Consider the following 25886-nt stretch of genomic DNA (forward strand, 5'->3'; position numbering starts at 1 on the left):
GCGCGTCCTGTTACAGTCCGCCCCGCCGGCGACCAGGGGACGGTACGTGGAGAGCGATCGATGCCCAGCACGATCAAGGTGATTCCGAACACGGACATCATCGAACTGCGTTACGCCGGCGAGATCGACCACGCTGCGCGCATGTCCGCGCTCGATGATCTCGAGGATCGCTACCGGCGCGGCGGCTTCAAGCGCCTGCTCGTCAACTACACCTCCGCGTGGCCGGCGGACGAGCCGCCGGCGATGGCTGTCCATTTCCTCGACAAGTTGACCGCGCTGTCGTTTCCGCGCGGTGCGCGCATCGCCTTCCTCAACCAACCCGACGCGCTCATGACGGCGTCGGAGCCGGTGGCGGCGGGTTTCGGATACCGCATGCGCAAGTTCCGCGAGCGGCCCGACGCGATTGCCTGGTTGCTCGCCGAGGGCCCCTGACGCACTCGCACGGGGCGAGGCAGCCACATAAGATGCGCGGGTCCGCGAAGCTGCGGCGGGGGGAAGCACCTATGTGGAAGACATTCTGCGCGGTCGCGTCGATCGCGCTGGCCTGCGGGGCCGCGGCTGCGGCCGAGCCGATCATCGACACCATCGCCGGTGGCGGCACGCCGGCCAGCGGCAACGGAGACGGTGGACAGGCCCGCCAGGCGACGCTGGAAGACATCCGCGACATCGCCTTCGACAAGGCCGGCAACCTCTACGTCGCCGAAGTGTGCAGGATCCGCAAGATCACGCCCGCCGGGGTCATCACCACCATCGGCGGCAACGGTTGGGGCGGAGATCTCCCCGCCAATGGCGCGTCGGCCAAGAGCGGTGCGATCTGCTCCAAAACCGTCGCCGTCGATGGGTTCGGCAACGTGTGGGTGTACTACAACCTTCGCCTCGGCAAGATCGACCCCGCCGGTAATTTCATTTACGTCGCGGGCACCGGCGCAGGGGGCTTCACCGGCGACGGCGGGCCCGCGACGTCGGCGAGTATCTACGACGCCCAGGACATCACGTTCGACGCTGTCGGCAATGCGTACTTCAGCGATAGCGGGCGCGTGCGCAAGATTTCCACCAATGGAATCATCACCACCATCGCAGGCATCGGCGACGTCTCATCCGGCGGAAGCGAGGGCGATGGCGGGCCGGCGACGCTGGCTCGCGTGGATCCCCTCGATCTGGCCTTCGACAGGTCCGGCAACCTCTACTTTGTCGATCATTACTTTTCCGGCATCCGCAAGATCGACACGAGCGGCAGGGTGACCCGCATCTCGGGCGCATTCCCACGCTACCGCAGCGACCCGGTCGCGCTGTATACGGACCCTTGGTTCCCATCCGGCCTGGCGTTCGACGCCAACGGCAACCTCTTCGTCGCCAATCTTCGCAATTACGTCTCGATCATCAGCCCGGCGAACACGATCACCTACGCCGCCGTGGGCGTGTTCAACGACACGACGTGGGATGACGGCCCGAACAGCACCGGTTTCGAGGGCGACGGCGGCCCCGTTTCGCTGGCGAAGATGCGCGACCCCGTTGCGATCGCGTTCGATCCCAAGGGCAACCTGCATATCGCCGACGCGGGCAATGCACGCATCCGGAAGGTGACGGGCACGTTCGATCCGCCACCGCCCGTGGCTGCCGGCACGGGGATGTTCCAACATGCGATGACGCAACGCCTGGAATCGCAGGACCAGTACACGGTCGGCATCGTCAAGGGCCATTCCAACGCGGACAACCTGGACGACCTGTTCGTGCTCGCTGGCGCTTGGTCGCAATTCGAGCCCTACCCCGGCGACTACCGGCTGTACGCCTATCGGCAGAAACCGGACGGCACCATGGCCGCACCGCTGGCCACGCCCGTGCCGACGATGGAACTGACGGACGTGATCGCGATCGACCTCAACCACGACGCCTACACCGACATCGTGTTCAGCGGCTACCACTTCAGCGGCGACGGCACGCAATGCATCTACGTGATGCTCGGCAGCCCGGCGGGCATGCGGTTGCCCGTCGCCTACACCGGCATCAGTGGTGCCAACGGCGCATTTCGACTCGACCAGGCGGACATGAACGGCGACGGCCACATGGACGTCCTCGCGCGTTTGAGCACCGGCGGCGACGGCGTCGGTACGTTCACCAAATGGGCGATCTATTACGGCAATGGCACGGGCTTGCTCGTGCGCAAGAAGCTCACGTCGCTCGAGGACGGCGGGCTCGTGCACGATATGAATGGCGACGGCCGCCCGGACATGCTCGCGGGCGTGGCGGTTGCCTATCACGATGGCGTCGACAGTTTCCTGCCCTACACGAATTACGCGGGCCCGGGCGATACCGACAATCGCGGGGGATGGCCGACCGTGGGCGACTTCGACAACGACGGCCATCTCGATATCGTGATGTCGTCGGGCCAGAACGCACCCTGGGCGAAACTCATGCAGTGGTCGCAGAAGGCGGATGGCAGCCTCGCGTTCGTCCGCGAATGGCCGACATACGACATTCCGCAGACCCTGCTCACCGCCGACATGAACGGCGACGGGCTGGACGACTTGCTCGTGAAGCACGTCGGGTGGTCGGCCATCGGTTACCAGGAGCAGAAGCGGCTCGGCGGGAACACATTCGGCCTGGATCGCGAGGTGAAGTCGCACATGAGCGTCGGCAACCAATCGCAACCGCATTCGATGGTGGTCGGCGACTTCAACAACGACCATTGCCTGGACATCGCGGGTTCCGGCACCAACAGCGGCCTGCAGATCATCTACAGCACGCGTTGTCGACGCGTCATGCCCGGTGCGAAGCCTCCGCTGCCGCCGAAGCGACCGGTCACCACACTGACGGCGGCGCCGACGACTCCGCCGGTCTCCGCTTCCCCGACGCCCCTCCATGATGTCTGGGCGGCATCGCAGAAGTACGCGCGTGCAACGTGGACCTCGAGCGTCGGCGCGTGGAGCGGAACCATGCGCTGGATCGGTGCGGGTTTCGCGCTGCTGTTTGTCGGCTGGTGGGTCCTGGCGCCGTCGGCATTCGGACGCCGACGTTCCTGACCGACGCGCCAATGCGCGCTCCGCACGACAGCGATGTCGACATCCCCGGCGGCCGCGTGTTCGTGCGGCGATGGCCGGGCGATTCCGACCGTGCTCCGATCGTGTTGCTGCACGATTCGCTGGGTTCGGTCGAGCAATGGCGTGACTTTCCGCGAGCGCTCGCAAGTGCGACGCAGCGGGACGTCATCGCCTACGACCGGTTGGGGTTCGGGCGCTCCAGCGCGCGGGATGCGCGGCCCTCTCGCGATTTCATCGACGCCGAAGCGACGGTGTTTTTCCCCGCGCTCGCCGATGCGCTCGGGCTGACGCGCTTCGTATTGTTCGGCCATAGCGTCGGCGGCGCGATGGCGCTCGCGATCGCGGCCTCGCAAGGCGCGCGCTGCGAAGCGGTCATCACCGAATCGGCGCAAGCCTTCGTCGAAGCACGCACGCTCGATGGCATCCGCGCGGCGAAAGCGGCGTTCGAGGATCCCGCGCAATTCGCGCGCCTCGCCAAATGGCATGGCGACAAGACGCGTTGGGTGCTCGATGCGTGGACCGAAGTCTGGCTGTCGCCGGAATTCGCGGCGTGGTCGATCGACGACGCGCTGCCGCGCATCACCTGCCCCGTGCTCGCCATCCACGGCGAGCGCGATGAATTCGGCTCGGTCGCATTTCCGCAGCGCATCGCGCAGGGCGTGCGCGATGGCCGCATGATCGTGCATCCCTGCGGGCATGTGCCGCATCGGGAATGCGCGGATGACGTGTTGCGCTGGGCGGCGGCGTTCCTGGAGCGCGCGCCTTAGGTCCGTTCCCGCCGCGACCGGGTTGATGTTCGCGGATTGATGCGTGGGCGATTCTCCATGAATCGCCAGCATTTCGCTGGCCTTCTCTCCGAAATGGCCCCCATCCATTCCAGATCGAACATCTGGAGAGCGCTTCGTTGGTCGCGCAAACATCAACCCTTGGAAAACGCGAACAAAAGGGGTTCATGGAATGATCGATTCGATCCGCAAGCTGTCATCCAGACGCTTCCAGGCTTGCATGCTGCTTTCGACGCTGGTTCTCGCAACCTCCCCGGCCGCGGCACAGACGCAAGTCATGCACTATCGCGCCGACCAGACATCGCCGACGGTTGCGTTCGAGCACGGGCTCGACTCCCCGGTTTTTGCGAATTATCAGCACTTTTTTCCTGAGACGATCGTCAGTCAACATGTCGTGAACCCGAAGCGACACAGGGCGACGTTCGTTTCGACGACCGACCATGAAGACGTTGCGATCAACTGGCGCGCGACACTCATGGACACCGCGTCGTCCTGGGTCTATGTCATACGTCCGGACCAGACCTTCTACAACGTGTCGATTTCGCTCGGCGCGGAAATCGAGCGCGTGCAGAGCCTCGTCGACATGCCAGCCGAGCGGGCGGCCTACATCGAAGGCAGGTTGAACCTGATCCTGCAGAGCTTTGCGAATCAAAGGGAATGGGTGAAGTACGGAGGCATCCCGGCTCGAAACATCAAGGAAGCCCGCACGAATTACCGCATGGAGGGCGGTTTTCTGAAATACGACTCGATCGTCAATCCCGACTACGACGCGACGCCGAGTACCCCAAACGCGGGGCCGTACCCCAGTCACGACTTCCTGCGCGACGACCGCGCCGATCTCGTCGGCATTCCCAGCTCCGATCCGAAGTGGGTCTGGAGTGCATCGTTCCTGCCGACGAACTGCCGGGCCCTTGGTGAGGGACCAGCGTGCGGAACACCGAAGGTGTTGCACGCCGCGACCCCTGCGGACTTCATGCTCAGGTTCAGTCACGACCAGATGACCGCATTGCCGGAAGGCCAGGATCGCTGGTGGGTGGACGTGGATCACGACGGTCAAACCGACTACTGCTACGCCAGCAACAACACCAAGATGACGTGCGCCTACAACCACGGTTTGACATTCGACACCGTGCAGGCCTCGACAAGCGGCCGCGACCTGGGTTGGGGAGACGGCCGGGCATGGGTGCCCGTCAGCAACTCCAATACGCCCGACTACTGTCGGATCGTGTTCACCTATACCGAGATCCGCTGCTCTCCGGTGTTGGCTCCGGGCGTCGCGGGTGGGTTGTTCCGGAGTACCGACATTGTCTCCGGCTATATCGATGCCGGATACGCCAGCGACAGGATGTGGGGCGATGTCGGGAGCATGGCCGGGCCGGCGGACGGGAGGGCGGACTTCTGCAGGGTGATGTGGGGCGATGGCACCTACCTGCTCGGTTGCCAGGTGGCGAACGCCAGATCCGAAGGCAATTTCAGCAATGCGTGGAAGGGGGATTTCACGACGCCGCTGGCGGACCACATGGTGGGTTCCGACTTGTACAAGTCGATGGTGGATATCAACGGCGACCTGAAGGCCGACTATTGCGTGACGAAACCGGATCTCACGTTCATCGAGTGCTTGCTCGCCAACACCGATGGCACCGGCTTCGCCGGGCGCGTGAGCGTTCACCCCCACGCGCGCAGCTACATCGCGTCGACTGGGCAATGGATCGACTACGACAAGGATGGCAGGCAGGACTTCTGCGCCATCTACAACGAAGACATCGGCAAGGAAATGATCTGCTACACCTGGGACCCCGACAACCGAACGACGTTCCGCGTGCTCTCGCGCAACTTTCCGGCTGACATCGGCTACTCGGGGTACGCGCAGCTTTCGGATGTCGGGGGCCGTGGATTCGCCAACTTCTGCACCATCGTCGGTACCGACAAGAAGATCCAGTGCTCGCTTCCGACGTCCGACCTCAGCCACGCGTACTTCTCGACATCGGATGTGATCGATGCAGGGTGGCCGGACGTCTGGAATCGCAGAGTGGTCTACCTGCAGCGCGGCAGGGGCGGGTTCGGTGCGTACTGCCGTTCGATGGACATGGGCTTCAATGGCCAGATCGTTTGCAAGAAGATCTGGTGATGCCTTCAGGGTCGCGCGAGCTTGTACATCGCCTGCGCGATCTGCGCGCGCAAGGCATTGCGGTCCTCGCCGATCGTGTACACGTCGCCGTGGGTGCGGCCTTCGATGAAGTGGAACTCCGACTTCGCACCGAGCCCATCGAGCGTTTCCTGCAACCGGTGCGCGGGGCCGTCGAGGAAGAACGTATCGGCGGTGCCGACCCAGACGTGGATCTTGCCGTCGAGATCGTGCTTCAACGCGGGCCATTGCGTGCGCAGGCGGTGCGCGAGGTCGTAATGGTCGCGCCAATACGCCGCGACGATGGGGTCGATCGCGCCGGTATCGCGATCGAACAGCGGCATCGGTCTGCCGTCGCCACCGTGCGGCGAGAAGACCGCTTCGAACGAGGCCATCTGCCCGCCGTAGTCGCCGAACACGCGTTCGGTCTTCGCCATGTCTTCGGCGAACGACAGGTCCTTGCCGCCGTCGCGCATCGCCGGCCACGGGGTGCCGTCGGGCTTGCGATAGAGGTTCGCGCCGGGCGCGTAGAGGTCGGGGCCCATGAAGTCGCGGAAGTCGGTGGGATCGGGCGAGGTCGCGAACGCGCCGCCGAACATCTTCGGATACAGGATCTGCATCGACAGCGCGGCCCACCCGCCGGAGGAATGGCCGAAGGTGAAACGCCCGCTCGCGCGTGCGTCCATGGGGAAGCGACGTTCGAGGTCCGGGATCAATTCGCGCACCAGCGCTTCACCCCAGGGCCCGTTGTTCACCGAATCGGTGAACTCGTGCGCGCCGGTCGCGATGTCCATCCCGAGCATCACCCAGATCATCTTCGGCGCGCGGCCATCCAGCATCTCGGCGTAGAGGCCGGCGAGGGTCGCCTGTGACGAATCGACGCTGCCGGTCCAGCCGAGCGTCATGTACACAGTCGGGTAATGCGCCTTCCCTGCCTCGTATCCCGGCGGCGTGAGCACCCAGCCGGGGATCTTCATGGGGCGGCCGTAGAAGCGCGAAACCACCGCGCTTTCGAAATCGATGTGCGTCGCATGCTGGCGCGCTTCCGGGCCGGCTTCGCGCGTGGCCTTCGCGATGAAGGGATGCGACAGATCCCACGGGTCGTGCGTGTCCGCGACTTTCGACAAGGTCAGCGTCGGAAGCGAAGCGCCCTTGCCGATCGTCGCCGGCACGACGGCGCTCGCCCAGTCGCCGTTCTCGCGCCCGCTGTAGTTGTAGTCGTGGTCGACGTCGAGCACGGCCTGCAGGAAATAGCGGCCCGCGGGGAGCGTCGAATACGCCGCGGGGAAGGCGAGCGTGTCGAGGTCGGCGACGACCGATTCGCGCGGCGCGATGCGCGGCACTTCCTGCGCGGCGATCGTCACCTTCTGCGGTGCGAAGCCGTCGACATCGATGCGCTCGACCGTGCCCTCCTTGTTCCTGTCGGCCTTGGCTTCGGGAACGGCGAAGACGATCAGGCGGCCGCCGGTCGCGGTGGTGGCCGCAGGGTCGAGCCGGACGGTGATCGTGGAGCGTTCGGTGGCGTGGGCCGCGAGGGGAAGCAGGAGACTCAGGGCGGCGAGCGTGCGGAGGGTCGACATGGAGGGCCTTGGGTCGGGCGTGTCGCGGTTGGATGCAGGGGATGCGCGTTCGGTTGAACGCCACGCCGGGCAGTGTAGGCTTCGCGCCATGCGCATGCCCTCGCCTGCCGCCGTCGTGTTCGCCGCCGATGTCGCGCGCGTCGCGGCGTTCTATCGCACGGTATTCCGCATGCGCCACCTGGAAGGCGATGCGACCTATGTCGTGCTCGAGCGCGACGGGTTCCAGCTCACCGTCCATGGCCTGCGTGGCGAATCCGCGGCCAGCGGGGCCACGCGTGAAGACACCTACGTGAAGCTGTGCTTCCCCGTCGACAGCATCGACTACGTGCGGCGCGAAGCCACGGCGCTCGGCGGTGAAGTCTGGCCGGCCGAGCGCGAATGGGAGTCCGAAACCCGCGGCTTCCGCGCCTGCGACGGCCGCGACCCGGAAGGCAACGTGTTTCAGGCGCGCGAGCCGCTGGCCGGCTGACCCTGGGGCGCCGTGATATTCCGCGCCCTCGTGCGTATCACCCCGGCATGACCGCCGCCCTGCCCCCCGATTTCCAGACACTGCTCGCCGCCCATCGCGGCATCGTGCTGAAGGTCGCCGCCACGTATGCGCGCGCGCCGGAAGATCGCGCGGACTTGGCGCAGGACATCGCGATGCACCTGTGGCAGGCGTGGCCCGCGTACGACGCCACGCGTATGTTCTCGACGTGGCTGTATCGCGTGGCATTGAACGTCGCGATTTCCTGGCAACGCCGCGAACGGCATCGCCGCCATGAATCGCTCGAGGAGGACGACGACGCGCAACTTGCCGGCGCGCTCGACGTCGATGTCGAAACACGCCAGCAACTCGACCTCGTGCAACGCGCGATGTCCACGCTCGGTCATCTCGACCGTGCGCTGCTGCTGTTGCACCTGGAAGGTTGCAGCCATCGCGAAAGCGCGGAGGTCCTCGGCACGACCGAAGGCAACGTCGCCACGCGGTTGAACCGCATCAAGACCCACCTGCGGCGCGAAGTCGCCGATGCATGACGGAGACGCACATGGAACTGCACGAACTTCAATCGGCGTGGAAGACCCTGGATGCGCGCGTCGCGCGGCAGGCGGAGGAACTCGCGCAATTGCGAACCCGGAACCTCGCACTGCGCACGAGGGGCACGCTCGCGCGCGTCTCGTTCGGCCAGTGGGGGCAGATCGCCATCGGCTTGCTGTTCGCCGTGTGGGGCGGCGGCTATTGGTTCGACCATCTGGGCACGCCGCATCTGGTTGCCTACGGGCTGGCGGTGCATGCGTACGGCATCGCGTTGCTGGCGACGGCGATCGTGCTGCTGGTGCGCCTGGCGAATGTCGATTACGCGCTGCCCGTCGCCGATGTGCAGCAGCGGTTGCTGCACTTGCGCCGCACGCGCATCCACTGCGAACGCGTGCTCTGGATCGCCGGCGCGGTGATGTGGGTGCCGATCATGATGATGGGATTGCGCGCGATCCGCTTCGACGCGTGGCTCGTCAATCCGTGGTTCGTGCTCGGCAACCTCGGTGTGGGCCTCGTGCTCGCGGCGGGTGCGGCGCTGGTGATGTGGCGCAAGCCGGCGTGGTTCGCGAAGCTCGCGATGGAAGGGCCGCTTGCGGACGTGGAGCGGCAACTCGCGGATCTGGAGTCGCTGCGCGCGTGATGCGCTTCAGCGCGCGGCGGACATCCTGCGTTGCAGCAGGCCGCCGGCGAGCATCGCCGGAATGAACACCCAGGCCGTCCACATGCCCCCGCCCGCACCCACGAGCACGGGCCCGGGGCAATAACCCGACAGGCCCCAGCCGATCCCGAACAACACCGCGCCGATTACGAGCCTGGCATCGACGATGGTCTTGGTCGGCAGATGGAAGTCGGCGTCGAGCAGCGGACGACCGCGGCGCAGCACGAAACGGAACAGCAAGGCCGTCGTGCCGGTCGCGCCCAGCATCACGAACAACAGCGAGGGATCGAAATTCCCCGCGACATCCAGGAACCCGAGCACGACATTCGGATCGCTCATGCGCCCGACGACGAGCCCGATGCCGAACACCGCGCCGGCGAGGAAGGCCGAGAGGATGCGCGTCATGTCGATGCCCCGAGCAGATGGCGCACGACGAACACCGTGACCATCGCAGTGGCGACGAACAAGAGCACCGAGACGAACGATCGCTTCGACATCCGCCCCAGGCCGCAAACGCCGTGGCCACTCGTGCATCCGCCGCCGAGCGTCGTGCCGTAACCCACGAACAAACCCGCGAGGATCAAGATCGGCCACCGCGACGGCGACAAGGCGTGTTGGCCTTGCACGTGCATCGCGATGCCACCGGCGAGCATCAGGCCGGCAACGAAGGCCGCGCGCCATCCCCATTCTGCGAACGGGGAACGTTTCGTCAGGTTGTCGACGATGCCGCTGACCCCGGCGATGCGCCCGTTCGCCCAAAGCAGCCACGTGGCGGCGAGCCCGATGAGCACGCCGCCCAGGAGCGATGACAACCACGGATGCATCGCGCCCTACTTCTTGGCGGTCGTTTTCTCGAGCGAGAGCACGACCGATTCGGCGGCGGTGATCACGACGGTATCGCCGACGTGCGGTTTCGCCAGCAACGCAGGATCCTGCACCTTCACCGTCATCTGGTTGCCCTCCGGCCCCTTGAGCGTGACGGTCTGGTTGGTCTTGTCGATCGCCTCGATGGTGGCCACGACGCGGAACATGCGCGCGGCGCCGGCGGCGGGCGCCTTGTCGCCCGGTGCCTTGCCTGCGCCTTCGACGGCGACGAGCGGGTCGGCCTTTTCTTCCTCGGTCGGCGCGCGCAACTCGCTGGTGATGCCGACGGTGTACTTCGCGCGCACGGTATCGCCGACGGCGACTTCGTCGAAGCGTTTGACTTCCGGGTCGACCACGATGGTCTGCGACTCACCATCTTCGGACTTGAGCGTCACTTCACGCTTGGCCTTGTCGATGGCGGTGACGGTGGCGGTCTTCTCGATGGTCTGCTCCATCGAGCGCGGGGCATCGGTGGTCTGCTGCGCCTGCGCGAAGGCCGGCAAGGCGAGCACGGCGGCCAGGCAGGTCGCGACAAGCGTGGGACGGAGCGCGGTGTGACGGTCCATGCGAACTCTCCGGGTGGGGACACGCGGAGTCTGGCCGCTTGGTCGCGGGCACGGTATTGCCCTTTCGGGAGGCTATGGCCTCAGCGCGGGAAGCGCCCGTTGGTCAACAGCAGGATGGCCTTCTCGATGGGCATGAACACGAACAGCGCGTGGTCCACCCCATCCAGGATGTGGCCCCAATCCCCCGGGCCCGAGTCGGGCACTTCCACCGTGCCGCACAGACGCGACTCCGGCATCTGGGTATACATCTCCCGAGGCGGGAGACAACAGGCAGGCAGGAACGCGACCGTTCCACCCTGCTCGTACACGGACAGCTTCATCGACCTCTTCTCCCCCCGGCGACGCCTCTCCTCGCGTCGCCGGTCCGACTTGTTGGACACCCGAATGGCAGAGCCTGGCCCTGTGTGGAATTGAACGCGCCGGACACGACAGACCGGCTACGCAACCTCGCCGTTCGTCGGGAAAACAGGCCCATTTCGCGGCCGGCCCCGAAAAAGAACGGCGCGATCACCCGAACGTGGTGCCCGGGAACGGTTCCAGCCGGTCCGTGTATGCTCGCCCGCACTTCAAATGCGCGAGGCAGTCATGCGGTCGAAGGGGTTGAAGGTGTGGTGCGCGGTGGCCGTGATGGCCCTGCTGTCGGCCTGCGGCGGCAACGGCCTGGTCAAGCGCGTGTCGGAGCCCGCGGTCGGCATCCAGCAACTGACGGTGCAAGCCGACGGCTCCTGGTCGGTCGACGTGCGCATCGACAACTACAGCAACGTGCCGATGACCTTCGACACCGTCTCGCTCGCGATCAAGATCGGCGATGAAACCGCCGGCACGCTGAGCGCTTCGCCCGCCCTGCCCGTCGGCCCCGAATCGGCGGACATCGCCACGATCAAGCTCACGCCCACCTCCGGCGCGCGCATCGCGATGGCCGACGCGTTGGCCTCGGGCCAGGGGATCTCCTATTCGCTCGACGGCACCGTCAACGCATCGGCCGACGGCAAGCCGCGCACGTTCCAGCTCGAGCGCCGCAACCAGCTCAACCCCGTGCCCGGCTTGCCGGGCGTGCTGCGCTGAGGGCCGGTCGGATGGGTAGCAGTTACCGCGCACCGCTCGAAGACATGCGCTTCGCCCTGTACGACGTGTTGGGCGCCGAACCCCTGTTCCAGAAACTCGGCTTCGACGACGCCACGCGCGACGTGCTCGACGCGATCCTCCAGGAAGGCGCGCGTTTCACCGAAACCGTGCTCGCCCCGCTCAACGAAATCGGCGATCGCGTCGGTTGCACCTACGACAAGGCGACCGGCGAGGTCCGCACGCCGCCGGGGTTCCGCGAGGCGTACGAGAAATTCGTCGAGGGCGGTTGGAGCGGCCTGGTTTCGCCCGTCGAATTCGGCGGCCAGGGCATGCCGCACCTCGCCGGCCTCCCGCTGAAGGAAATGATCGACGCGGCGAACCTGGCGTGGGGCAACTTCCCGCTGTTGTCGCACGGCGCCACCGAAGCGCTGATGCACCACGGCGAAGCCTGGCAGCAGGAAGTCTTCCTCAAGCCCATCGTCGAAGGCCGCTGGACCGGCACGATGTGCCTGACCGAAGCGCATTGCGGCACGGACCTGGGCCTGTTGAAGACGCGCGCGCAGCCGCTGGACGACGGCAGCTTCGCCATCACCGGCACCAAGATCTTCATCACCGCCGGCGAGCACGACTTCACCGAGAACATCGTGCACCTGGTGCTTGCGCGCCTTCCCGATGCACCCGCGGGCGTCAAGGGCATCTCGCTGTTCATCGTGCCGAAGATGCGGGTGGGCCGCGACGGCGCGATGGGCGAGCGCAACGCCGTGCGTTGCGGCGCGCTCGAACACAAGATGGGCATCCATGGGTCGGCGACGTGCGTCATCAACTTCGATGGCGCGCAGGGCTATCTGATCGGCGCGCCGCACAAAGGCCTGCTGGCGATGTTTACGATGATGAACACCGCGCGCCTGGCCGTCGGCCTGCAGGGCCTCGGTGTTTCGGATCGCGCATACCAGAACGCCCTGCGTTACGCGCGCGACCGTTTGCAGATGCGTTCGCTCTCGGGTGCGAAGTTCCCCGACAAACCGGCCGACCCGATCATCGTGCACCCCGACGTGCGCCGCATGTTGCTCACGTGCAAGGCGCTGATCGAAGGCGGCCGCGTGCTCGGGTATCACGCCGCGTCGCTGGTCGACGCGACCAACCACGGGAAGGACGAAGGCGAGCGCAGGCAATCCGATGCGCTGCTCGGCTTCCTCACGCCGATCGTCAAGGCGTGCCTCACCGAATGGGGCGTGGAATGCACGTACCACGCGCTGCAATGTTTCGGCGGGCACGGCTACATCGCCGAGCACGGCATGGAACAACTCGCGCGCGACGCACGCATCACGACCCTCTACGAAGGCACCACCGGCATCCAGGCGCTCGACCTGATGGGCCGCAAGGTGATGCAGCAGCAAGCAGCAGGTTTGCAGGTCTTCCTCGGCATGATCGAAAGCTTCTGCGACGCGCACGCCGCGGATGCGTCGCTCGCCGAGTTCATCGAACCGCTGCGCGCGAAGGCCGCCGAATGGCAGGCGCTCACGATGCAGGTCGGACAGCGCGCGGTCGGCGATGCCGATGAGGTTGGCGCTGCGGCGTACGACTACCTCTTCTACTCGGGATATGTCGCACTCGCGTATTGGTGGGCACGCAGCGTCGCCGCGGCCGATGCGTCGTCGCAATCGGCCGCATTCAAGGCGAGCAAGCGCGAAACCGCACGCTTCTATTTCGCCCGCCTGCTGCCGCGCACGAGCGCGCATGCACTGGCGATCGCGAGCGGCGCGGCGCCCCTGATGGCCATGCCGTCGGAGCGATTCGGAGACTGAGTGCGCGCTTCGGGCGGGAAAATGGCTGAGTTGGGTATTCTTCTGGTCATTGAAGGGGTATAAGCTCGACTCTCGATGGAGACCGATAGAGCGCCACTTCGCCTCGTCCTTCCGCCTGTAGCGGAACTTGCAGCCATCGACGACCGCAAGGTTGTCGACATGCAGCAGGCCCGCATCCATGCGGTGCGGCTGCTCTCGCTCGACGCCCATGGGCGCGTGCTCGACTGGATGAGCTGGCAGGATGCGGCGTGTCTCTACGCACGCGGCGCCGTCGCCTGGACCCTCGGCGACCCCTGCATCACCGTACACGGCGGCATCTGTCGCGCGACCGGCGCGCAAAGCGTGCTCGACCTGCATCCCATCGTCGCCGCCAAGGGCCATGCGCGCCCGCAGGCGCTCGACCCCACGCCCGCGCTGACCAACGCCGCACTGTTCGCGCGCGACCAGCACCTGTGCCTGTACTGCGGCCACGAGTTCCCGCGCCCGCATCTCACGCGCGACCACGTCATGCCCCTGTCGAAGGGCGGGCGCGATACGTGGGAGAACGTCGTCTCGGCCTGCTTCCACTGCAATTCGCGCAAGGGCGGCCGCACCCCGCAGCAAGCGGGCATGCCCTTACTGGCCGTTCCGTTCCGCCCGAGCTGGATCGAACACCTGATCCTCTCCAATCGCCACATCCTGGCCGACCAGATGGCGTTCCTGAAATCGCACCTGCCCAAGCGAGCGCGTTCAATCGCGTGAACCGCCGCTGTACACTCCGGACTTTCCTGTCCCGGATTCGCGAAAGATGGCTTTGACGCTCGGCACCACCGGCATGGATTCCGCCACGGAGGCGGAACTGCGCGCCGCCTTCCTGCAGGCCAACGCAACCCAGGGCGGCCGCTGGAAGCTCGTTCCGGAAGCCGAGGCCGACTACGTCGTCGTCGACATGGACAGCATGTACGGCCCCATGAGCTGGCTGCGCCTGCATGCAGCCGGCAAGCAGGTCGTCGGCCTGACCTCGGCGCCGCGCACGCAGACCGATTGGCGCCTGGAGCGTCCGATCAACACGCAGACCGTAGCCGCGATGCTCGACCAGATCGCCGGCGGCGGCAGCGTGAGCGCACCGTCCGAACCCGTCGCGCAGGCCGTGCCCTCCGGCATGAGCCCCTCGCCGGTGCCGAACGACCAACTTCCCGAAGAAATGCCGGTCAAGCCGCGCGAAGACCTGCGCGCGCCGGCGCCCGCGCCGAAGCTGCCCGACTCCGTGCAGGCCGGTTCGCTCAAGCCCACCACGATCGAACCTGCCGCCGCGCCGGTGAATGTCGCCACCGTCGCTCCGCCGCGCGAACGCCGGCTCGGCGACTGGTTCGCCCCCGGCGAACTCCAGGGCAAGCTGCGTTACCAGCTCGGCAACGGCCCGGCGGTGCTGATCGACGCCGACGCGCGCCAATACCACGGCCCCGCCGCGCTCAAGCCCTTGGCCAGCTACTTCGAAGGCCCGGTCAAGCGCGATCATTTCGGTTCGATCGACGATGCCACCTTCGCCCGCGAAGCCACCGCGCTCGGCGCCGCGCAACCGCTCGCGCGCCTGCAGTGGTACGGCGGCCTCCTCGCCGGCCAGGGCCAGTTGCTGCCGGGCTTCGACCCCGCCGCGCAATACCGGCTCACCAAGTGGCCGCAGACCGAACGCGAATTCCCCAAGCACTTCCGCATCGCCACCGCGATGATGAAAGGCCCGGCCTCGCTGGACGAGGTGGCCACCGCCAGCGGCGTGCCCTTCGAGGACGTCGTGGATTTCGTGAACGCCAACCTCGCCACCGGCTTCGCCGAAGTCGTTTCCGACGAGCCCGAACCCGTGGAACCGCAGAAGGGCGGCTTGTTCGGGCGTTTGCGGGGCAAATGACGGCCGGCGGCTTACAATTGCCGCCTTGTTGTCGCAGCCCCCCAAAATGATCGACTCCACGCGCTACCCGCGCCTGTCCCGGATTTCCACGCCGGCCGACCTTCGCACCTTCGGCGAAGATCAGCTGCCGGCGATCGCCGAGGAACTGCGCGCCTACCTGATCGAATCGGTCGGCCGCAGCGGCGGCCACTTCGGCGCCGGCCTGGGCGTCATCGAACTCACCGTCGCCCTCCACTGGCTGTATGAGACGCCCGACGACCGCCTGGTCTGGGACGTCGGCCACCAGTGCTACCCGCACAAGATCCTCACCGGCCGCCGCGACGACATCCACACGGTGAAGCAGAAGGACGGCGTCGCGCCGTTCCCGAAGCGCGAAGAAAGCGAATACGACACCTTCGGCGTCGGCCATTCCTCGACCTCGATCTCCGCCGCCCTCGGCATGGCGATCGCCAACGCGCGCGCCGGCAACACGCGCCGCGTGGTGGCCGTCATCGGCGACGGCGCGATGACCGCGGGCATGGCCTACGAAGCGTTGAACCACGCCGGCGGCATGGACCCCGAGCCGAACCTGCTCGTGATCCTCAACGACAACCGGATGTCGATTTCCGAAAACGTCGGCGGCCTGACCAAGATGCTCGGCCGCATGACGGGCAGCAAGACGCTCAACGCCTTGCGCGAGGGCGGCAAGAAACTGCTCGGCGACAAGAACAACCCGACCGCGAAATTCGTGCGCCGCTGGGAAGAACACTGGAAAGGCATGTTCGTCCCGTCCACGTTGTTCGAAGAGATGGGCTTCCACTACACCGGTCCGATCGACGGCCACGATGTGGACGCGCTCGTCGCGACGCTGAAGACGCTCAAGACCCTCAAGGGTCCGCAGCTGCTGCACATCATCACGACCAAGGGCAAAGGCTACGAACTCGCCGAAGGCGACCAGATCGGCTATCACGCCGTCGGCCCCTTCGATCCCGCGCAAGGCCTGGTCAGCAAGCCCGGCGCGAAGAAGCCGACCTACACCGACGTCTTCGGCGACTGGCTGTGCGACATGGCCGCCGCCGACGAAACGCTGCTCGCCATCACCCCGGCGATGCGCGAAGGCTCGGGCCTGGTGCGTTTCAGCAAGGAATATCCGGAGCGTTACTTCGACGTCGCCATCGCCGAACAACACGCGGTGACGCTCGCCGCGGGCATGGCGTGCGAAGGCGCGAAACCGGTGGTCGCGATCTATTCGACCTTCCTGCAACGCGGCTACGACCAGCTCGTGCACGACGTGGCGATCCAGGACCTCGACGTGCTGTTCGCGATCGACCGCGGCGGCGTGGTCGGCCCCGATGGCGCGACGCATGCGGGGAACCTGGATTTGAGCTTCCTGCGTTGCGTGCCGAACATGGTGGTGATGGCGCCGGCCGACGAAAACGAATGCCGGCAGATGCTCACCACCGGTTTCAAGCACGTCGGCCCGACGGCCGTGCGTTATCCGCGCGGTACCGGTCCCGGTGTGACTGTGCAGGACACGCTCGACACGCTGCCGATCGGCAAGGCCGACGTGCGCCGCAAGGGCGCGCGCATCGCGCTGCTGGCTTTCGGTGCGATCGTGCCGGCGGCGCAGCAGGTCGGCGAACAACTCGGCCTCACCGTCGTCAACATGCGCTTCGTGAAGCCGCTGGATCGCGCGCTGCTGCTCGAGCTGGCGAAGACGCACGAAGGCTTCGTCACGCTGGAAGACAACGTCGTCGCCGGCGGTGCGGGTTCCGGCGTGGCCGAACTGCTCGCCGCCGAAGGGCTCGCGCATCCGGTCCTGCACCTGGGCCTGCCCGACGCGTTCCAGCACCACGCCAGCCGCGAGCAGTTGCTCGCCGAAGCGGGCCTGGATGTCGCGGGCATCCACGCCTCGGTGCTTGCGCGTTGGCCCACGCTCCAGTCGACCGCGGTGAAGACGGCCGCCGGCTAAGCCCGCGGCCGGGGCAACAATCGGGCCACTGCCGGTCGTCGGGCGTTTGCACCATCGCCTTGTCCCGGCCGTCGGCGCGGGTGCAGGATGCGTTTTCGCAGTTTTGAAAGGCTGCGCGAGCGCTTATGCAGGACGAACGCTTCTCCACGATGCGCCGGTTGTTCCCCGACCAAGGGACGCTCGTGCGCGTGCTGGGCGCGTTCGGCGCGGCGACGCGCGAGGACCTGCGCCTGCTCGGGCAGGCGCGCGAACGCCTGGACCTGCGCGGCATCGCCGAAGTCGCGCACAAGTTGAAGTCCGCGTGCGCGCAGGTCGACGACATGGCGACCTCCGACCTGTTGGACACCCTCGAAGACGCAGCGTCGATCGGCTCATCGCCCGCGCTCGTCACTGCACTCGTCGACGACGCCACCGTCCGCGTCGCCGATCTTGTCGAAGCCGTCGAAGCCTTCGTTGCAGCGCATGGAAGTAGTGCTCGCTAGCGCGCTCGCCGTAATCGCCCTGATTGCGCTCGCAGTCGCGGCATGGCTCGCGCGGCGCACGCAGGCCTTGCGCGCGGAACTGGCGGAATCCGAAGCACGTCGCAAGCGCCTGGACGAAGTCGCCAACAGCGTGCCCGGCGCGATCATCGAATACCTGGTGCGATTCGACGGCACCACTTCGCTGATGTTCGCGAGCGCGCCGGCCTCGACGCTGTCGGGCCTGCCGGTCGAACACATCATGGCCGACTACGGCAACTTCGAAAAACTGATGGACCCCGACGACGTGATGCCCGTGCGCATGCAGGTCGGCGCCGCGGCCATGTCGCTCACGCCCGTGCGCGTGGAATACCCGATCACCCACGCGGTGACCGGCGAACGGCGTTGGCTCACCGCGTTCGGCATCCCGACCGCGGTTCCCGAAGGTGTGCTGTTCCGCGGCCACGTCCTGGACATCACCGAACAGCACGCCACCGAGGTCAAACTCGCCGAAGCGCTGCAGGAACTGGAACGCGCGCGCCGCACGGCGGAAGACGCCAATGCGGCGAAGTCGACGTTCCTCGCCAACATGAGCCATGAAATCCGCACGCCGATGAACGCGATCATCGGCATGTCGCACCTGTTGCTGAAATCCGAACTCGCCCCGCGGCAACGTAGCTTCGCCGATCGTATTCACCAGGCCGGCGGGTTCCTGCTGCGCGTGATCAACGACGTGCTGGACGTTTCGAAGATCGACGCCGGCATGTTGCAGATCGAACACGTGGCGTTCGATGTCCGCGAATCACTGCGCAACGTGCTCGTGATGGCGATGGAACGCGCCGCGGCGAAGGGCCTGGAAATCACGCTCCACGTGGCCGACGACGTGCCGCAGTGGTTGCTCGGCGATGCATTCCGCATCGAACAGATCCTCGTCAACTACGTCAGCAATGCGATCAAGTTCACCGATGCCGGCGAAGTGGCGATCGCCGCGCGCGTGCTGGAAATGGACGGCGACCGCGTGCGCTTGCGATTCCACGTCCGCGATACCGGCGTCGGCATTCCGGATGCGGTGCAGGCGCAACTGTTCAAATCCTTCCACCAAGCCGATGCCTCGACCACGCGCCGCTATGGCGGCACGGGGCTGGGCCTGTCGATTTCCCGCAAGCTCGCCGAAGCGATGGACGGCGACGTCGGCGTGCAGAGCATTCCCGGACGCGGCGCGACGTTCTGGCTTTCCCTTCCCTTCGAAATCACCCAGGCACCGGCGGACACACACGAGGCGATCGCAGAAGTCGACCTCTCGCAACTGCGCGGACGTCGCATCCTGCTGGCCGAAGACAACCTGTTCAACCAGGAAGTCGCGCGCGCACAGCTGGAGGATCTGGGCGTCGAAGTGGATGTCGTGGACGATGGCGCACAAGCGATCGAACGCGCACGCGCCAACGATTACGCGCTGATCCTGATGGACATGCAGATGCCCGTGCTCGATGGCCTGCAGGCCACGCGCACTTTGCGCGCCGATGCGCGCCTGCGCGAACTGCCGATCATCGCGATGACCGCCAACGTGCTCGAACACGACCGCCAGCGTTGCCGCGAGGCGGGCATGGACGACTTCATCGGCAAACCCTTCGAGCCCGATGCGTTGCGGACGGTGTTGCTCAAGTGGCTGGCGCCGGCGGAGCAGATGGTGCGCTGAAGCGCGTCAGATCCCGCGCGCGCCCATCAGGCCAACCTTGAACCCCGCGGCCCTGAGTGCGCGCGTGGCGCGGTTGCTCAGGATCAGCATCGCGATGAGGTTGAAGAGCGGAATGATCATGAAGATCGCGACGAACACGCACGTTACGACGCGCGCGCCGAGCCCGCGCAGCAGGCGCACGGCGCCGATGATCGCGAAGATGAGGCATGCAAGCCACAGCAGAAAGAGGACGCCGGTGCCCAACATCGAGTCTTCGACCGCACGCATCGAGCCGTTGGTCAAGAATGTCCCCAACACTGCCCAAACCATCATGCGCTGCCCGGAAGCCACGCGCTGCAAGCGCTGTTGCTCTCCATGCGAAACCACCTCACCCACCACGGCGCCCGGCGCCGCGTACGGATTGCTGCTCATTCCCCTGGTCCCCTGCGTGGCCTGGCTGTAGGCGTCAACCCGTACTTTAGCCGACCGCGCACACTGCCGCGCGGCCCCGTAGCGGCGGGGCCGCGGGCGCAATCACACGGGGCGCGTGCCCCGCGCGTGCGCTATTGCATCGGCTTCCAGGTCAACGAGCCCGTCGCAGAACGCATGACGATGATCTTCGGCACCTTCTGCGAGCAGGCCTCGGCGGCCGCGGCCATCAACTTGTCGCGCAGCGGTTTGGACTGCGTCGGGTCGTTGATCTGCAGCACTGCTTCCACTTCCTTGAGCGTGGGCTGCGCCGGATCGCTGCACGCGATGGTGATCGTGCGTTCCGAGTCTTCTGCCTTGACCTCGATGGAACCGAGCGCTTCCTGCGCCAGCGCGGCACCGCTGGCGAACAACACGACGGAAAGCGCGACAACAGGGGCGTAACGCATGCGCGTCTCCTTCCGATTCGGCGGACGACGGCCTGTCGTCCTCTGTCCGAGCCACGATCATTGACATGAGTGAGGTTCGAAACAAATGACAAAGGTTGGTGAACCGACGGATACGCCGACGAACGGATGACTCATCCATTCGCAATGACCGCGATGCGGCGGCGAATGCGTTGTTGCGGCGCGGGATGAAGATGCATCCGCTTGCTGTCGAGGCGCACGCCGATTGCCCGGGCGCAGCGCAGGCAATAAAAAACCCCGGACCCTTCACTCACGTGCCGCGTGTGAGGAGAGGAGCTAGCCGGGGTATGCGGCACGAATGCTAGAGGAAGACAGAACGATGTTCAACAGTCCTGCGTGGGCAACGCGGATCGACGGGCAGCTCGCCCGTGGAGTGGCCAAGGCCGTCTCACGTCCCAGGTTGGCGTCCTACACGCGCGCAGCCAACGATATCGAAGCCGTCGCGATGCATGGCCGAAATATCTTGTTGAGTGAAGCCATGTATCCGGTGCTGCATATGCTCGAAGTCGTGATGCGCAACAGCCTGCATGATGCATTGCGAGAGCACCTTCAGGCCGACGACTGGTACGACCAAGGCTGGCTGAATCCTGGACATGCCGCGCTCGTCCGCGACGCGAAAGCGGGATTGCTCGACAGGGGAAGGCCTTCCACGCCTGACCGCGTCATTGCCGAACTCCGGTTCGGGTTCTGGTGCGGCATGTTCAACGGTGCCTACGAAACCGCCGGTGGCCCATGGCCGAGGCTGCTGCCCGTTGTGTTCCCCCGCATACCGAAGACATGGCGCACGCGACCGAAAGTGCGACGCCGTATCGAGGAAGCTCGGCTCGTCCGGAATCGCATCTTCCACCATGAGCCGATTGCGCATCTGTCCGACCTCGCGGACCGGCACCGTCGATTCACCGAACTACTCGGATGGCTGTCGCCCGATGCACGCCGCCACATCGAACACATTTGTCGCTTCGAACCGGTGTATCGCGATGGGTTGTCGCTGGTTCGCTAGTTCCCCAGCGACGCCGCCTCGTGGCGGTGCCCACGCCACTCGTAGCCGATCACCGTCACTACCGGCGCGAGCATCAACAGGCACAGGCACACCGTCATGTCGACGCCGGCCACCGCGGCGCAGATCGCGCCCACCATGACCGCGACCGTCGCGGCCAACAGCCACAGGTGGAAGGGATCCACGCGGCGCACGAGGTAGGTATACAAAGCGTAGATCGCCAGGATGTACACACCGACCGGAATCGCCGTCGCCAGCAAGGTCGCCAGCGCGCTGATATGCGCCTGGTGTTGCAGGTAATAGCCCGCGACGTGGAGTCCCGCACCGGTGGCAACGATGCAGGTGACGATCAGTAGCTGCGTATACGCCCATTTGAATTCGCGCCGGCGATGGACGTGCAGCACGTAACCCGAGGGCAGGATGTAATACATCCACCACATGCCGAACGTGAGCCCCACGCCGGCGATGCACACCAGTGCGACATCCAACGACCAGCCTTCGACATCGACCACCGCGGACAATGACGCCACCGTCCCCACGATCCCCTCGCCCATCGCGATGATCGCGAACAGGCTGTAACGCTCGGCGATATGGTGCGCGTGCCACGGGGTGCCACCGTGCAGGCGTTCGGCGAGCCATGGCAGCGCGAGTTCCATGCCGATGAGCGCGACGATCGCTACGCCCGTCAGCACCGGCGGAAAGTGGGCGAAGATCATCGCGAACCACCCCGCCTGCGCCACCGAGATCGCGAGCGCATACATCAGGCAGGTCTGGCGATGCACCGGATCCTGCCGCGCTGCTCGCAACCACTGGAACACCATCGCCAGGCGCATGATCACGTAGCCCAGCACCATGATCCCGATGTCGATGCGTCCGTCGTCGACTTCCAGCGACGCGAACATCCGCGGCAACCCGAGCGCGAACACGAGCACGCCGCTCATCTGCGCCATCGTGGCGAGGCGGAACAACCAGTCGTCCGTGTCGAACGCAGACGCGAACCACGTGAAGTTGCTCCACGCCCAGCAAATCGCGAACGACGCAAACCCGAAACCCAGCAACGCATTGGCGTAGTGCGCTTCAGCGAGCGCATGCGCGAACTGCGCTGCGGCCGTGCCGAAGGCAATGACGAAGGTCAGGTCGAAGAGCAGTTCGAGCGGCGTGGCAACGCGATGCGGCTCGTTCGGGTCGCGCCCGCGCATGGGGCGGAAGTGGTGGTGGAGCGTTTCGGCGGTGGGGGCTTGGGTCATGGATGCGTGCGCCTGGACCCGTCGATGATGCCAGCCCGCGCGCCGAACGCCACCCTCCACGCCGGCTGTCTGACCTCCCGCCGCGCCCCACTCCCCGGCAACCCGCCCCGCTTCTCCATCCATCGCTCGATCCATCGCATCCCCTGCGCCTGCGATCCACAGCGCGCCTGCAGCACCGCCATGCGCCACTGGATCTGCGTATGCCAGCGTCCGTTGCGATCGCGCATCACCATCGCGATGCAGCCGGCGTTCCACAGCAGGTGCGCGGAGCCTTCCTGCAGCAGCCAGCGGCAAGCGGGCGGCAGCGGGCGCGTGGGGGCGATGTAGCGGAAGGCCATGCGCTGCGAGCGTACGCGCGGGCGTCGCGCGGGATGCGAACGCAAAAAAAGCGGAGCGCACGTGGCGCTCCGCTTCTTCGACAAACAAGAGCAGCGATCAGTGAACGCCTTGCGCCGCCTGTTCGATGATCTTCGCGACCGCCGCGGGCTGCGAGACATAGATCGCATGGCTGCCGGCGACTTCGGTCACTTTCGCGCCCGCACGCTTGGCCATCATCTGCTGCGCGGGCGGTGGGATCATGTGGTCGTCGGTGGCGACCAGATACCAGCTCTTCTTCGACTTCCACGCCGGTTCGGTCACGGCGCCAGCGAGCGCCTGCACACCCCACGGCACCTGGGAGGCGGCCATGAACTCGGCTTCGTCCTTCGGCACGTCGCCCGCGAACGATGCGGCGAACTTGTCGCGATCGAGGAACAGGAACCCATCCTGCGGCGGCAGGATCGGCGGCACCGACGCACCCGGCGGCGGATTGGCGATCAGCGTCTGCACCGACTCGCCCTTGTCGGGCGCGAAGGCGGCGATGTACACGAGGCGCTCGACCTTGGGGTCGGTGCCCGCTTCGGAAATCACCACGCCACCGTAGGAATGGCCGACCAGCACCACCGGGCCATCCTGCGCGGCGATGGCGCGCTTGGTCGCCGCGACGTCGTCGGCGAGCGAAGTGGTGGGGTTCTGCACGATGGTGACGTTGTAGCCGTCGTTCTTCAGGACGTTGTAGACCTTCTGCCAACCCGAGCCGTCGACGAAGCCGCCATGGACGAGCACGACGTTCTTCGCGGGGGTGGGATTGGCGGCACCAGCAGTAGACGAGAGGGCCATGGCAGCAACCGTAGTGGCGAGGAGGGATTTGAATTTCATGGAGAATCTCCGAGGTTAGGATGGGGTCAGCAGTGCGGGACATACCCCGCCCGGGGGAGGGTCGAATGACCGGCGACCGGCCACGGAGCAAAGGTTGCCCGCGCCCGCTTGCGCGCAACATCGGTCGAATGACCGATCCCCCGCGCGGCGACGCATCGACAGACTGTCCGGCCCCCGAAGGAGACGCACCGACGTGCACGCTTCCGATGTCGCCCTGCTGGATGTGATCCGCGCCCTCGCCTTCGTCGGCGACCTGGCCATGGGTCAACCCATCGACCACTCCCCGCGCGCGGCCTGGATCGCAGGGCAACTGGCGCGCGAAACCGGCGGCGACGCGCCACAGTGCACGGAAGCGATGACCGTCTCGTTGCTGCGCTGGTCGGGCTGCACCGCCAACGCTCCGGAGTTCGCGCAGTTGTTCGGCGACGATGTCGGCGGGCGCAAGGCCTTGCTGTCGATGCAAACCTCGGGCAGCAGCTTTCGTGCCGCGACGACGCGCAGTGCGTCGGCGTTTCTCTCGCTGTCGCGCATCCATTGCGAAGTCTCCGGCGACATCGCCGCGCAACTCGGTCTTGCGCCGTCGACACAGCACGCGCTGCGCCACCTGTTCGAAAACTTCGATGGCAGCGGTGCACCGGACAGCTTGCGCGGCGACGAAGTGCCTACCGCCGTCTACCTGGCCTCACTGGCAGGCGACCTCGACATCTTCCATCGACTGTATGGGATCGACCAGGCGTGCACCCTGATCGGCCAACGCGCGGGCACGTTGTATCCGCGTCCGCTCGCCGCGGCGCTGCTGTCGAATGCTTCGCGATGGCTGGAAGCGCTGGACAGCGATCCGGCGATGTCGGGGGCGTGTTCGCTCGATGCGGCGTTTGAGGATCGCACGACGTCGCTGGAAATCCTGGCGGATGTCATCGATCTCAAACTGCCGTGGATGACCGGTCATTCGCGGCGCGTCGCGGAGTCCGCGCGCAACGCCGCGCAAGCACTCGGCCTCGATGACCACGCACAACGCACCGTTTATCGCGCGGCGCTGATCCATGGCATGGGCCGGGCGTCGGTGCCCAACATGATCTGGAATACGGAAGGCAAACTACCGCCGGCGTCCTGGGAACGCGTGCGGCTGGCGCCTTACTGGACCGGGCGCGCCGCGCGGCAGATCGGCTCGCTCGCGCGCGAGGCGGACGTCGCGTCGTATACCTACGAGCGTATCGATGGATCCGGTTACTTCCGTGAGTCGAAGGCCGACTACATCTCGATCGAAGGTCGCATCCTCGCGGTAGCGGCGGCGTATGGCGCGTTGGTTGCCGATCGCCCATGGCGGCTCGCACACGCCCCGGCGCCGGCCGTGACGCTGTTGCAGGAGGAAGCGCGTGCGGGACGCTACGACACCAGTGTCGTCGATGCGCTCTTGAGCAAACCGCGCACGCCGCGTCGCGCGCCCGTTGCGAACGGATCCACCGGCCTATTGACCGAACGCGAGAAAGAAGTCCTGCGCCTGGTAAGCCTGGGCGCGAGCAACAAGCGCGTGGCGCAACAACTGGGGATCAGCCCGAGCACCGTTCGCACGCATATCGAGAGCGTGTTCCGGAAGTTGGAAAGTTCGACGCGGGCGGCGGCGACGTTGAAGGCGACGCACCTGGGCTTGCTTTAAGCCTGCGAAGGCACGTTCGCAATCGTCGCCTGCATCATCGCGATGGTCTTCGTTTCGCCATCGCGCGTGCCGATCACTTCCGCCGTGCACACCGTCAAGGTGCGGCCGGCCTTGGCGACTTTGCCGATGGCGAGGAACTCATCGGCGAGCGCGGGGCGCAAGAGATTCACCTTGAATTCGACCGTGAGCACGTTGCAGCCTTCGGGCGCGACGGTCATCGCCGCGTAGCCGCAGGCGCTGTCGAGGATGGTCGTCAGCGCGCCGGCGTGGACGAAGCCGTTCTGTTGCGTGAGCGCGGGCGATGGCGTCAGCGCGATGCGGACCTCTCCGGGATCGACGGAGACCAGGCGCGTGCCCAAGGTGTGCATCAGGCCTTGGGCGTTGAAGCAGTCGGTGACGAGCTGGTGGATGTCGCGCAT

Annotated in this window: 27 protein-coding genes; 16 read left to right on the plus strand and 11 right to left on the minus strand. The window is 66.2% G+C overall.

Going from position 1 to position 25886, the window contains the following annotated elements:
- The first annotated feature begins 60 nt into the window (after window positions 1–60).
- The 4 genes from AC1DOM_RS03795 to AC1DOM_RS03810 all read left to right on the plus strand — a co-directional run bounded on the left by AC1DOM_RS03795 (window position 61) and on the right by AC1DOM_RS03810 (window position 5951).
- Entirely contained in the window at window positions 61–432 is a 372-nt protein-coding gene (locus AC1DOM_RS03795; RefSeq protein WP_498960411.1) for a SpoIIAA family protein, read from the plus strand.
- Window positions 433–503: 71 nt separating this feature from the next.
- A complete protein-coding gene (locus AC1DOM_RS03800; RefSeq protein WP_498960413.1) occupies window positions 504–3020 on the plus strand; it encodes an NHL domain-containing protein in 2517 nt (838 codons plus the stop codon).
- Between the two features lie 11 nt (window positions 3021–3031).
- The gene (locus AC1DOM_RS03805; protein ID WP_498960415.1) at window positions 3032–3805 is read left to right on the plus strand and encodes an alpha/beta fold hydrolase; all 774 of its coding nucleotides are present in this window, start codon (window positions 3032–3034) and stop codon (window positions 3803–3805) included.
- A 190-nt stretch (window positions 3806–3995) separates the two neighbouring features.
- Window positions 3996–5951 carry a hypothetical protein gene (locus tag AC1DOM_RS03810; protein WP_498960417.1) on the plus strand — a complete coding sequence of 652 codons (1956 nt, stop codon included), beginning with the start codon at window positions 3996–3998 and terminating at the stop codon, window positions 5949–5951.
- Window positions 5952–5956: 5 nt separating this feature from the next.
- Here AC1DOM_RS03810 and AC1DOM_RS03815 read toward each other — a convergent pair whose 3' ends face one another.
- Complete coding sequence (locus tag AC1DOM_RS03815; protein ID WP_498960419.1) at window positions 5957–7528, minus strand: alpha/beta hydrolase; 1572 nt, start codon at window positions 7526–7528, stop codon at window positions 5957–5959.
- An 88-nt stretch (window positions 7529–7616) separates the two neighbouring features.
- On the opposite strand from AC1DOM_RS03815, the gene AC1DOM_RS03820 reads away from it, so the two are divergent.
- From AC1DOM_RS03820 to AC1DOM_RS03830, 3 genes are read left to right on the plus strand one after another with little or no spacing between them, the layout of a single operon-like run.
- The gene (locus AC1DOM_RS03820; RefSeq protein ID WP_498960421.1) at window positions 7617–7997 is read left to right on the plus strand and encodes a VOC family protein; all 381 of its coding nucleotides are present in this window, start codon (window positions 7617–7619) and stop codon (window positions 7995–7997) included.
- A 47-nt stretch (window positions 7998–8044) separates the two neighbouring features.
- A complete protein-coding gene (locus AC1DOM_RS03825; RefSeq protein WP_498960424.1) occupies window positions 8045–8545 on the plus strand; it encodes a sigma-70 family RNA polymerase sigma factor in 501 nt (166 codons plus the stop codon).
- 11 nt (window positions 8546–8556) lie between these two features.
- Window positions 8557–9186: a hypothetical protein gene (locus tag AC1DOM_RS03830; protein WP_498960426.1), complete on the plus strand. Its 630-nt coding sequence runs from the start codon at window positions 8557–8559 to the stop codon at window positions 9184–9186.
- A 6-nt stretch (window positions 9187–9192) separates the two neighbouring features.
- Here AC1DOM_RS03830 and AC1DOM_RS03835 read toward each other — a convergent pair whose 3' ends face one another.
- From AC1DOM_RS03835 to AC1DOM_RS03850, 4 genes are all read right to left on the minus strand, one after another.
- The gene (locus AC1DOM_RS03835; RefSeq protein WP_498960428.1) at window positions 9193–9609 is read right to left on the minus strand and encodes a DUF6691 family protein; all 417 of its coding nucleotides are present in this window, start codon (window positions 9607–9609) and stop codon (window positions 9193–9195) included.
- A complete protein-coding gene (locus AC1DOM_RS03840; RefSeq protein ID WP_498960430.1) occupies window positions 9606–10028 on the minus strand; it encodes a YeeE/YedE family protein in 423 nt (140 codons plus the stop codon). Before AC1DOM_RS03840 ends, AC1DOM_RS03835 begins: the two co-directional genes overlap by 4 nt.
- Before the next feature lie 6 nt (window positions 10029–10034).
- Window positions 10035–10634: a hypothetical protein gene (locus AC1DOM_RS03845; RefSeq protein ID WP_498960432.1), complete on the minus strand. Its 600-nt coding sequence runs from the start codon at window positions 10632–10634 to the stop codon at window positions 10035–10037.
- A gap of 80 nt (window positions 10635–10714) precedes the next feature.
- The gene (locus AC1DOM_RS03850; RefSeq protein WP_498960434.1) at window positions 10715–10954 is read right to left on the minus strand and encodes a hypothetical protein; all 240 of its coding nucleotides are present in this window, start codon (window positions 10952–10954) and stop codon (window positions 10715–10717) included.
- A 265-nt stretch (window positions 10955–11219) separates the two neighbouring features.
- Here AC1DOM_RS03850 and AC1DOM_RS03855 point away from each other — a divergent pair, with 265 nt between their 5' ends.
- The 7 genes from AC1DOM_RS03855 (at window position 11220) to AC1DOM_RS03885 (ending at window position 19494) form a co-directional block, all read left to right on the plus strand.
- Window positions 11220–11699: an LEA/WHy family protein gene (locus AC1DOM_RS03855; protein ID WP_498961250.1), complete on the plus strand. Its 480-nt coding sequence runs from the start codon at window positions 11220–11222 to the stop codon at window positions 11697–11699.
- Window positions 11700–11710: 11 nt separating this feature from the next.
- Complete coding sequence (locus tag AC1DOM_RS03860) at window positions 11711–13504, plus strand: acyl-CoA dehydrogenase C-terminal domain-containing protein (protein WP_498960436.1); 1794 nt, start codon at window positions 11711–11713, stop codon at window positions 13502–13504.
- Window positions 13505–13579: 75 nt separating this feature from the next.
- Window positions 13580–14245: an HNH endonuclease gene (locus AC1DOM_RS03865; RefSeq protein WP_498960438.1), complete on the plus strand. Its 666-nt coding sequence runs from the start codon at window positions 13580–13582 to the stop codon at window positions 14243–14245.
- Window positions 14246–14291: 46 nt separating this feature from the next.
- Window positions 14292–15389, plus strand: coding sequence for a hypothetical protein (locus tag AC1DOM_RS03870; protein WP_498960440.1), 1098 nt, complete (start codon window positions 14292–14294; stop codon window positions 15387–15389).
- A gap of 46 nt (window positions 15390–15435) precedes the next feature.
- Window positions 15436–17340, plus strand: coding sequence for a 1-deoxy-D-xylulose-5-phosphate synthase (gene dxs / locus AC1DOM_RS03875; RefSeq protein WP_498960442.1), 1905 nt, complete (start codon window positions 15436–15438; stop codon window positions 17338–17340).
- 125 nt (window positions 17341–17465) lie between these two features.
- Complete coding sequence (locus AC1DOM_RS03880; RefSeq protein WP_498960444.1) at window positions 17466–17822, plus strand: Hpt domain-containing protein; 357 nt, start codon at window positions 17466–17468, stop codon at window positions 17820–17822.
- The gene (locus AC1DOM_RS03885; protein WP_498960446.1) at window positions 17803–19494 is read left to right on the plus strand and encodes an ATP-binding protein; all 1692 of its coding nucleotides are present in this window, start codon (window positions 17803–17805) and stop codon (window positions 19492–19494) included. Before AC1DOM_RS03880 ends, AC1DOM_RS03885 begins: the two co-directional genes overlap by 20 nt.
- A 6-nt stretch (window positions 19495–19500) precedes the next feature.
- On the opposite strand, the gene AC1DOM_RS03890 is transcribed toward AC1DOM_RS03885, so the two are convergent.
- Together AC1DOM_RS03890 and AC1DOM_RS03895 are read right to left on the minus strand one after the other, a co-directional pair.
- Complete coding sequence (locus AC1DOM_RS03890) at window positions 19501–19833, minus strand: hypothetical protein (RefSeq protein ID WP_498960448.1); 333 nt, start codon at window positions 19831–19833, stop codon at window positions 19501–19503.
- Between the two features lie 203 nt (window positions 19834–20036).
- Window positions 20037–20351 (minus strand): hypothetical protein, encoded by a 315-nt coding sequence (locus AC1DOM_RS03895; protein WP_498960450.1) that lies wholly within the window; start codon window positions 20349–20351, stop codon window positions 20037–20039.
- Between the two features lie 337 nt (window positions 20352–20688).
- Here AC1DOM_RS03895 and AC1DOM_RS03900 point away from each other — a divergent pair, with 337 nt between their 5' ends.
- Complete coding sequence (locus AC1DOM_RS03900) at window positions 20689–21369, plus strand: hypothetical protein (RefSeq protein ID WP_498960452.1); 681 nt, start codon at window positions 20689–20691, stop codon at window positions 21367–21369.
- Here the strand turns inward: AC1DOM_RS03900 and AC1DOM_RS03905 are convergent.
- From AC1DOM_RS03905 to AC1DOM_RS03915, 3 genes are all read right to left on the minus strand, one after another.
- A complete protein-coding gene (locus AC1DOM_RS03905; RefSeq protein WP_498960454.1) occupies window positions 21366–22613 on the minus strand; it encodes a low temperature requirement protein A in 1248 nt (415 codons plus the stop codon). The genes AC1DOM_RS03900 and AC1DOM_RS03905 overlap by 4 nt on opposite strands.
- Window positions 22610–22951 (minus strand): hypothetical protein, encoded by a 342-nt coding sequence (locus tag AC1DOM_RS03910; RefSeq protein WP_498960456.1) that lies wholly within the window; start codon window positions 22949–22951, stop codon window positions 22610–22612. Before AC1DOM_RS03910 ends, AC1DOM_RS03905 begins: the two co-directional genes overlap by 4 nt.
- A gap of 97 nt (window positions 22952–23048) precedes the next feature.
- Window positions 23049–23771 carry an alpha/beta hydrolase gene (locus AC1DOM_RS03915; protein ID WP_498960458.1) on the minus strand — a complete coding sequence of 241 codons (723 nt, stop codon included), beginning with the start codon at window positions 23769–23771 and terminating at the stop codon, window positions 23049–23051.
- Window positions 23772–24003: 232 nt separating this feature from the next.
- Here AC1DOM_RS03915 and AC1DOM_RS03920 point away from each other — a divergent pair, with 232 nt between their 5' ends.
- Window positions 24004–25467, plus strand: coding sequence for an HD domain-containing phosphohydrolase (locus tag AC1DOM_RS03920; RefSeq protein WP_498960460.1), 1464 nt, complete (start codon window positions 24004–24006; stop codon window positions 25465–25467).
- Here the strand turns inward: AC1DOM_RS03920 and AC1DOM_RS03925 are convergent.
- Window positions 25464–25886 (minus strand): PaaI family thioesterase, encoded by a 423-nt coding sequence (locus AC1DOM_RS03925; protein WP_498960462.1) that lies wholly within the window; start codon window positions 25884–25886, stop codon window positions 25464–25466. The genes AC1DOM_RS03920 and AC1DOM_RS03925 overlap by 4 nt on opposite strands.

This window comes from Lysobacter sp. P5_B12, from assembly GCF_056400425.1.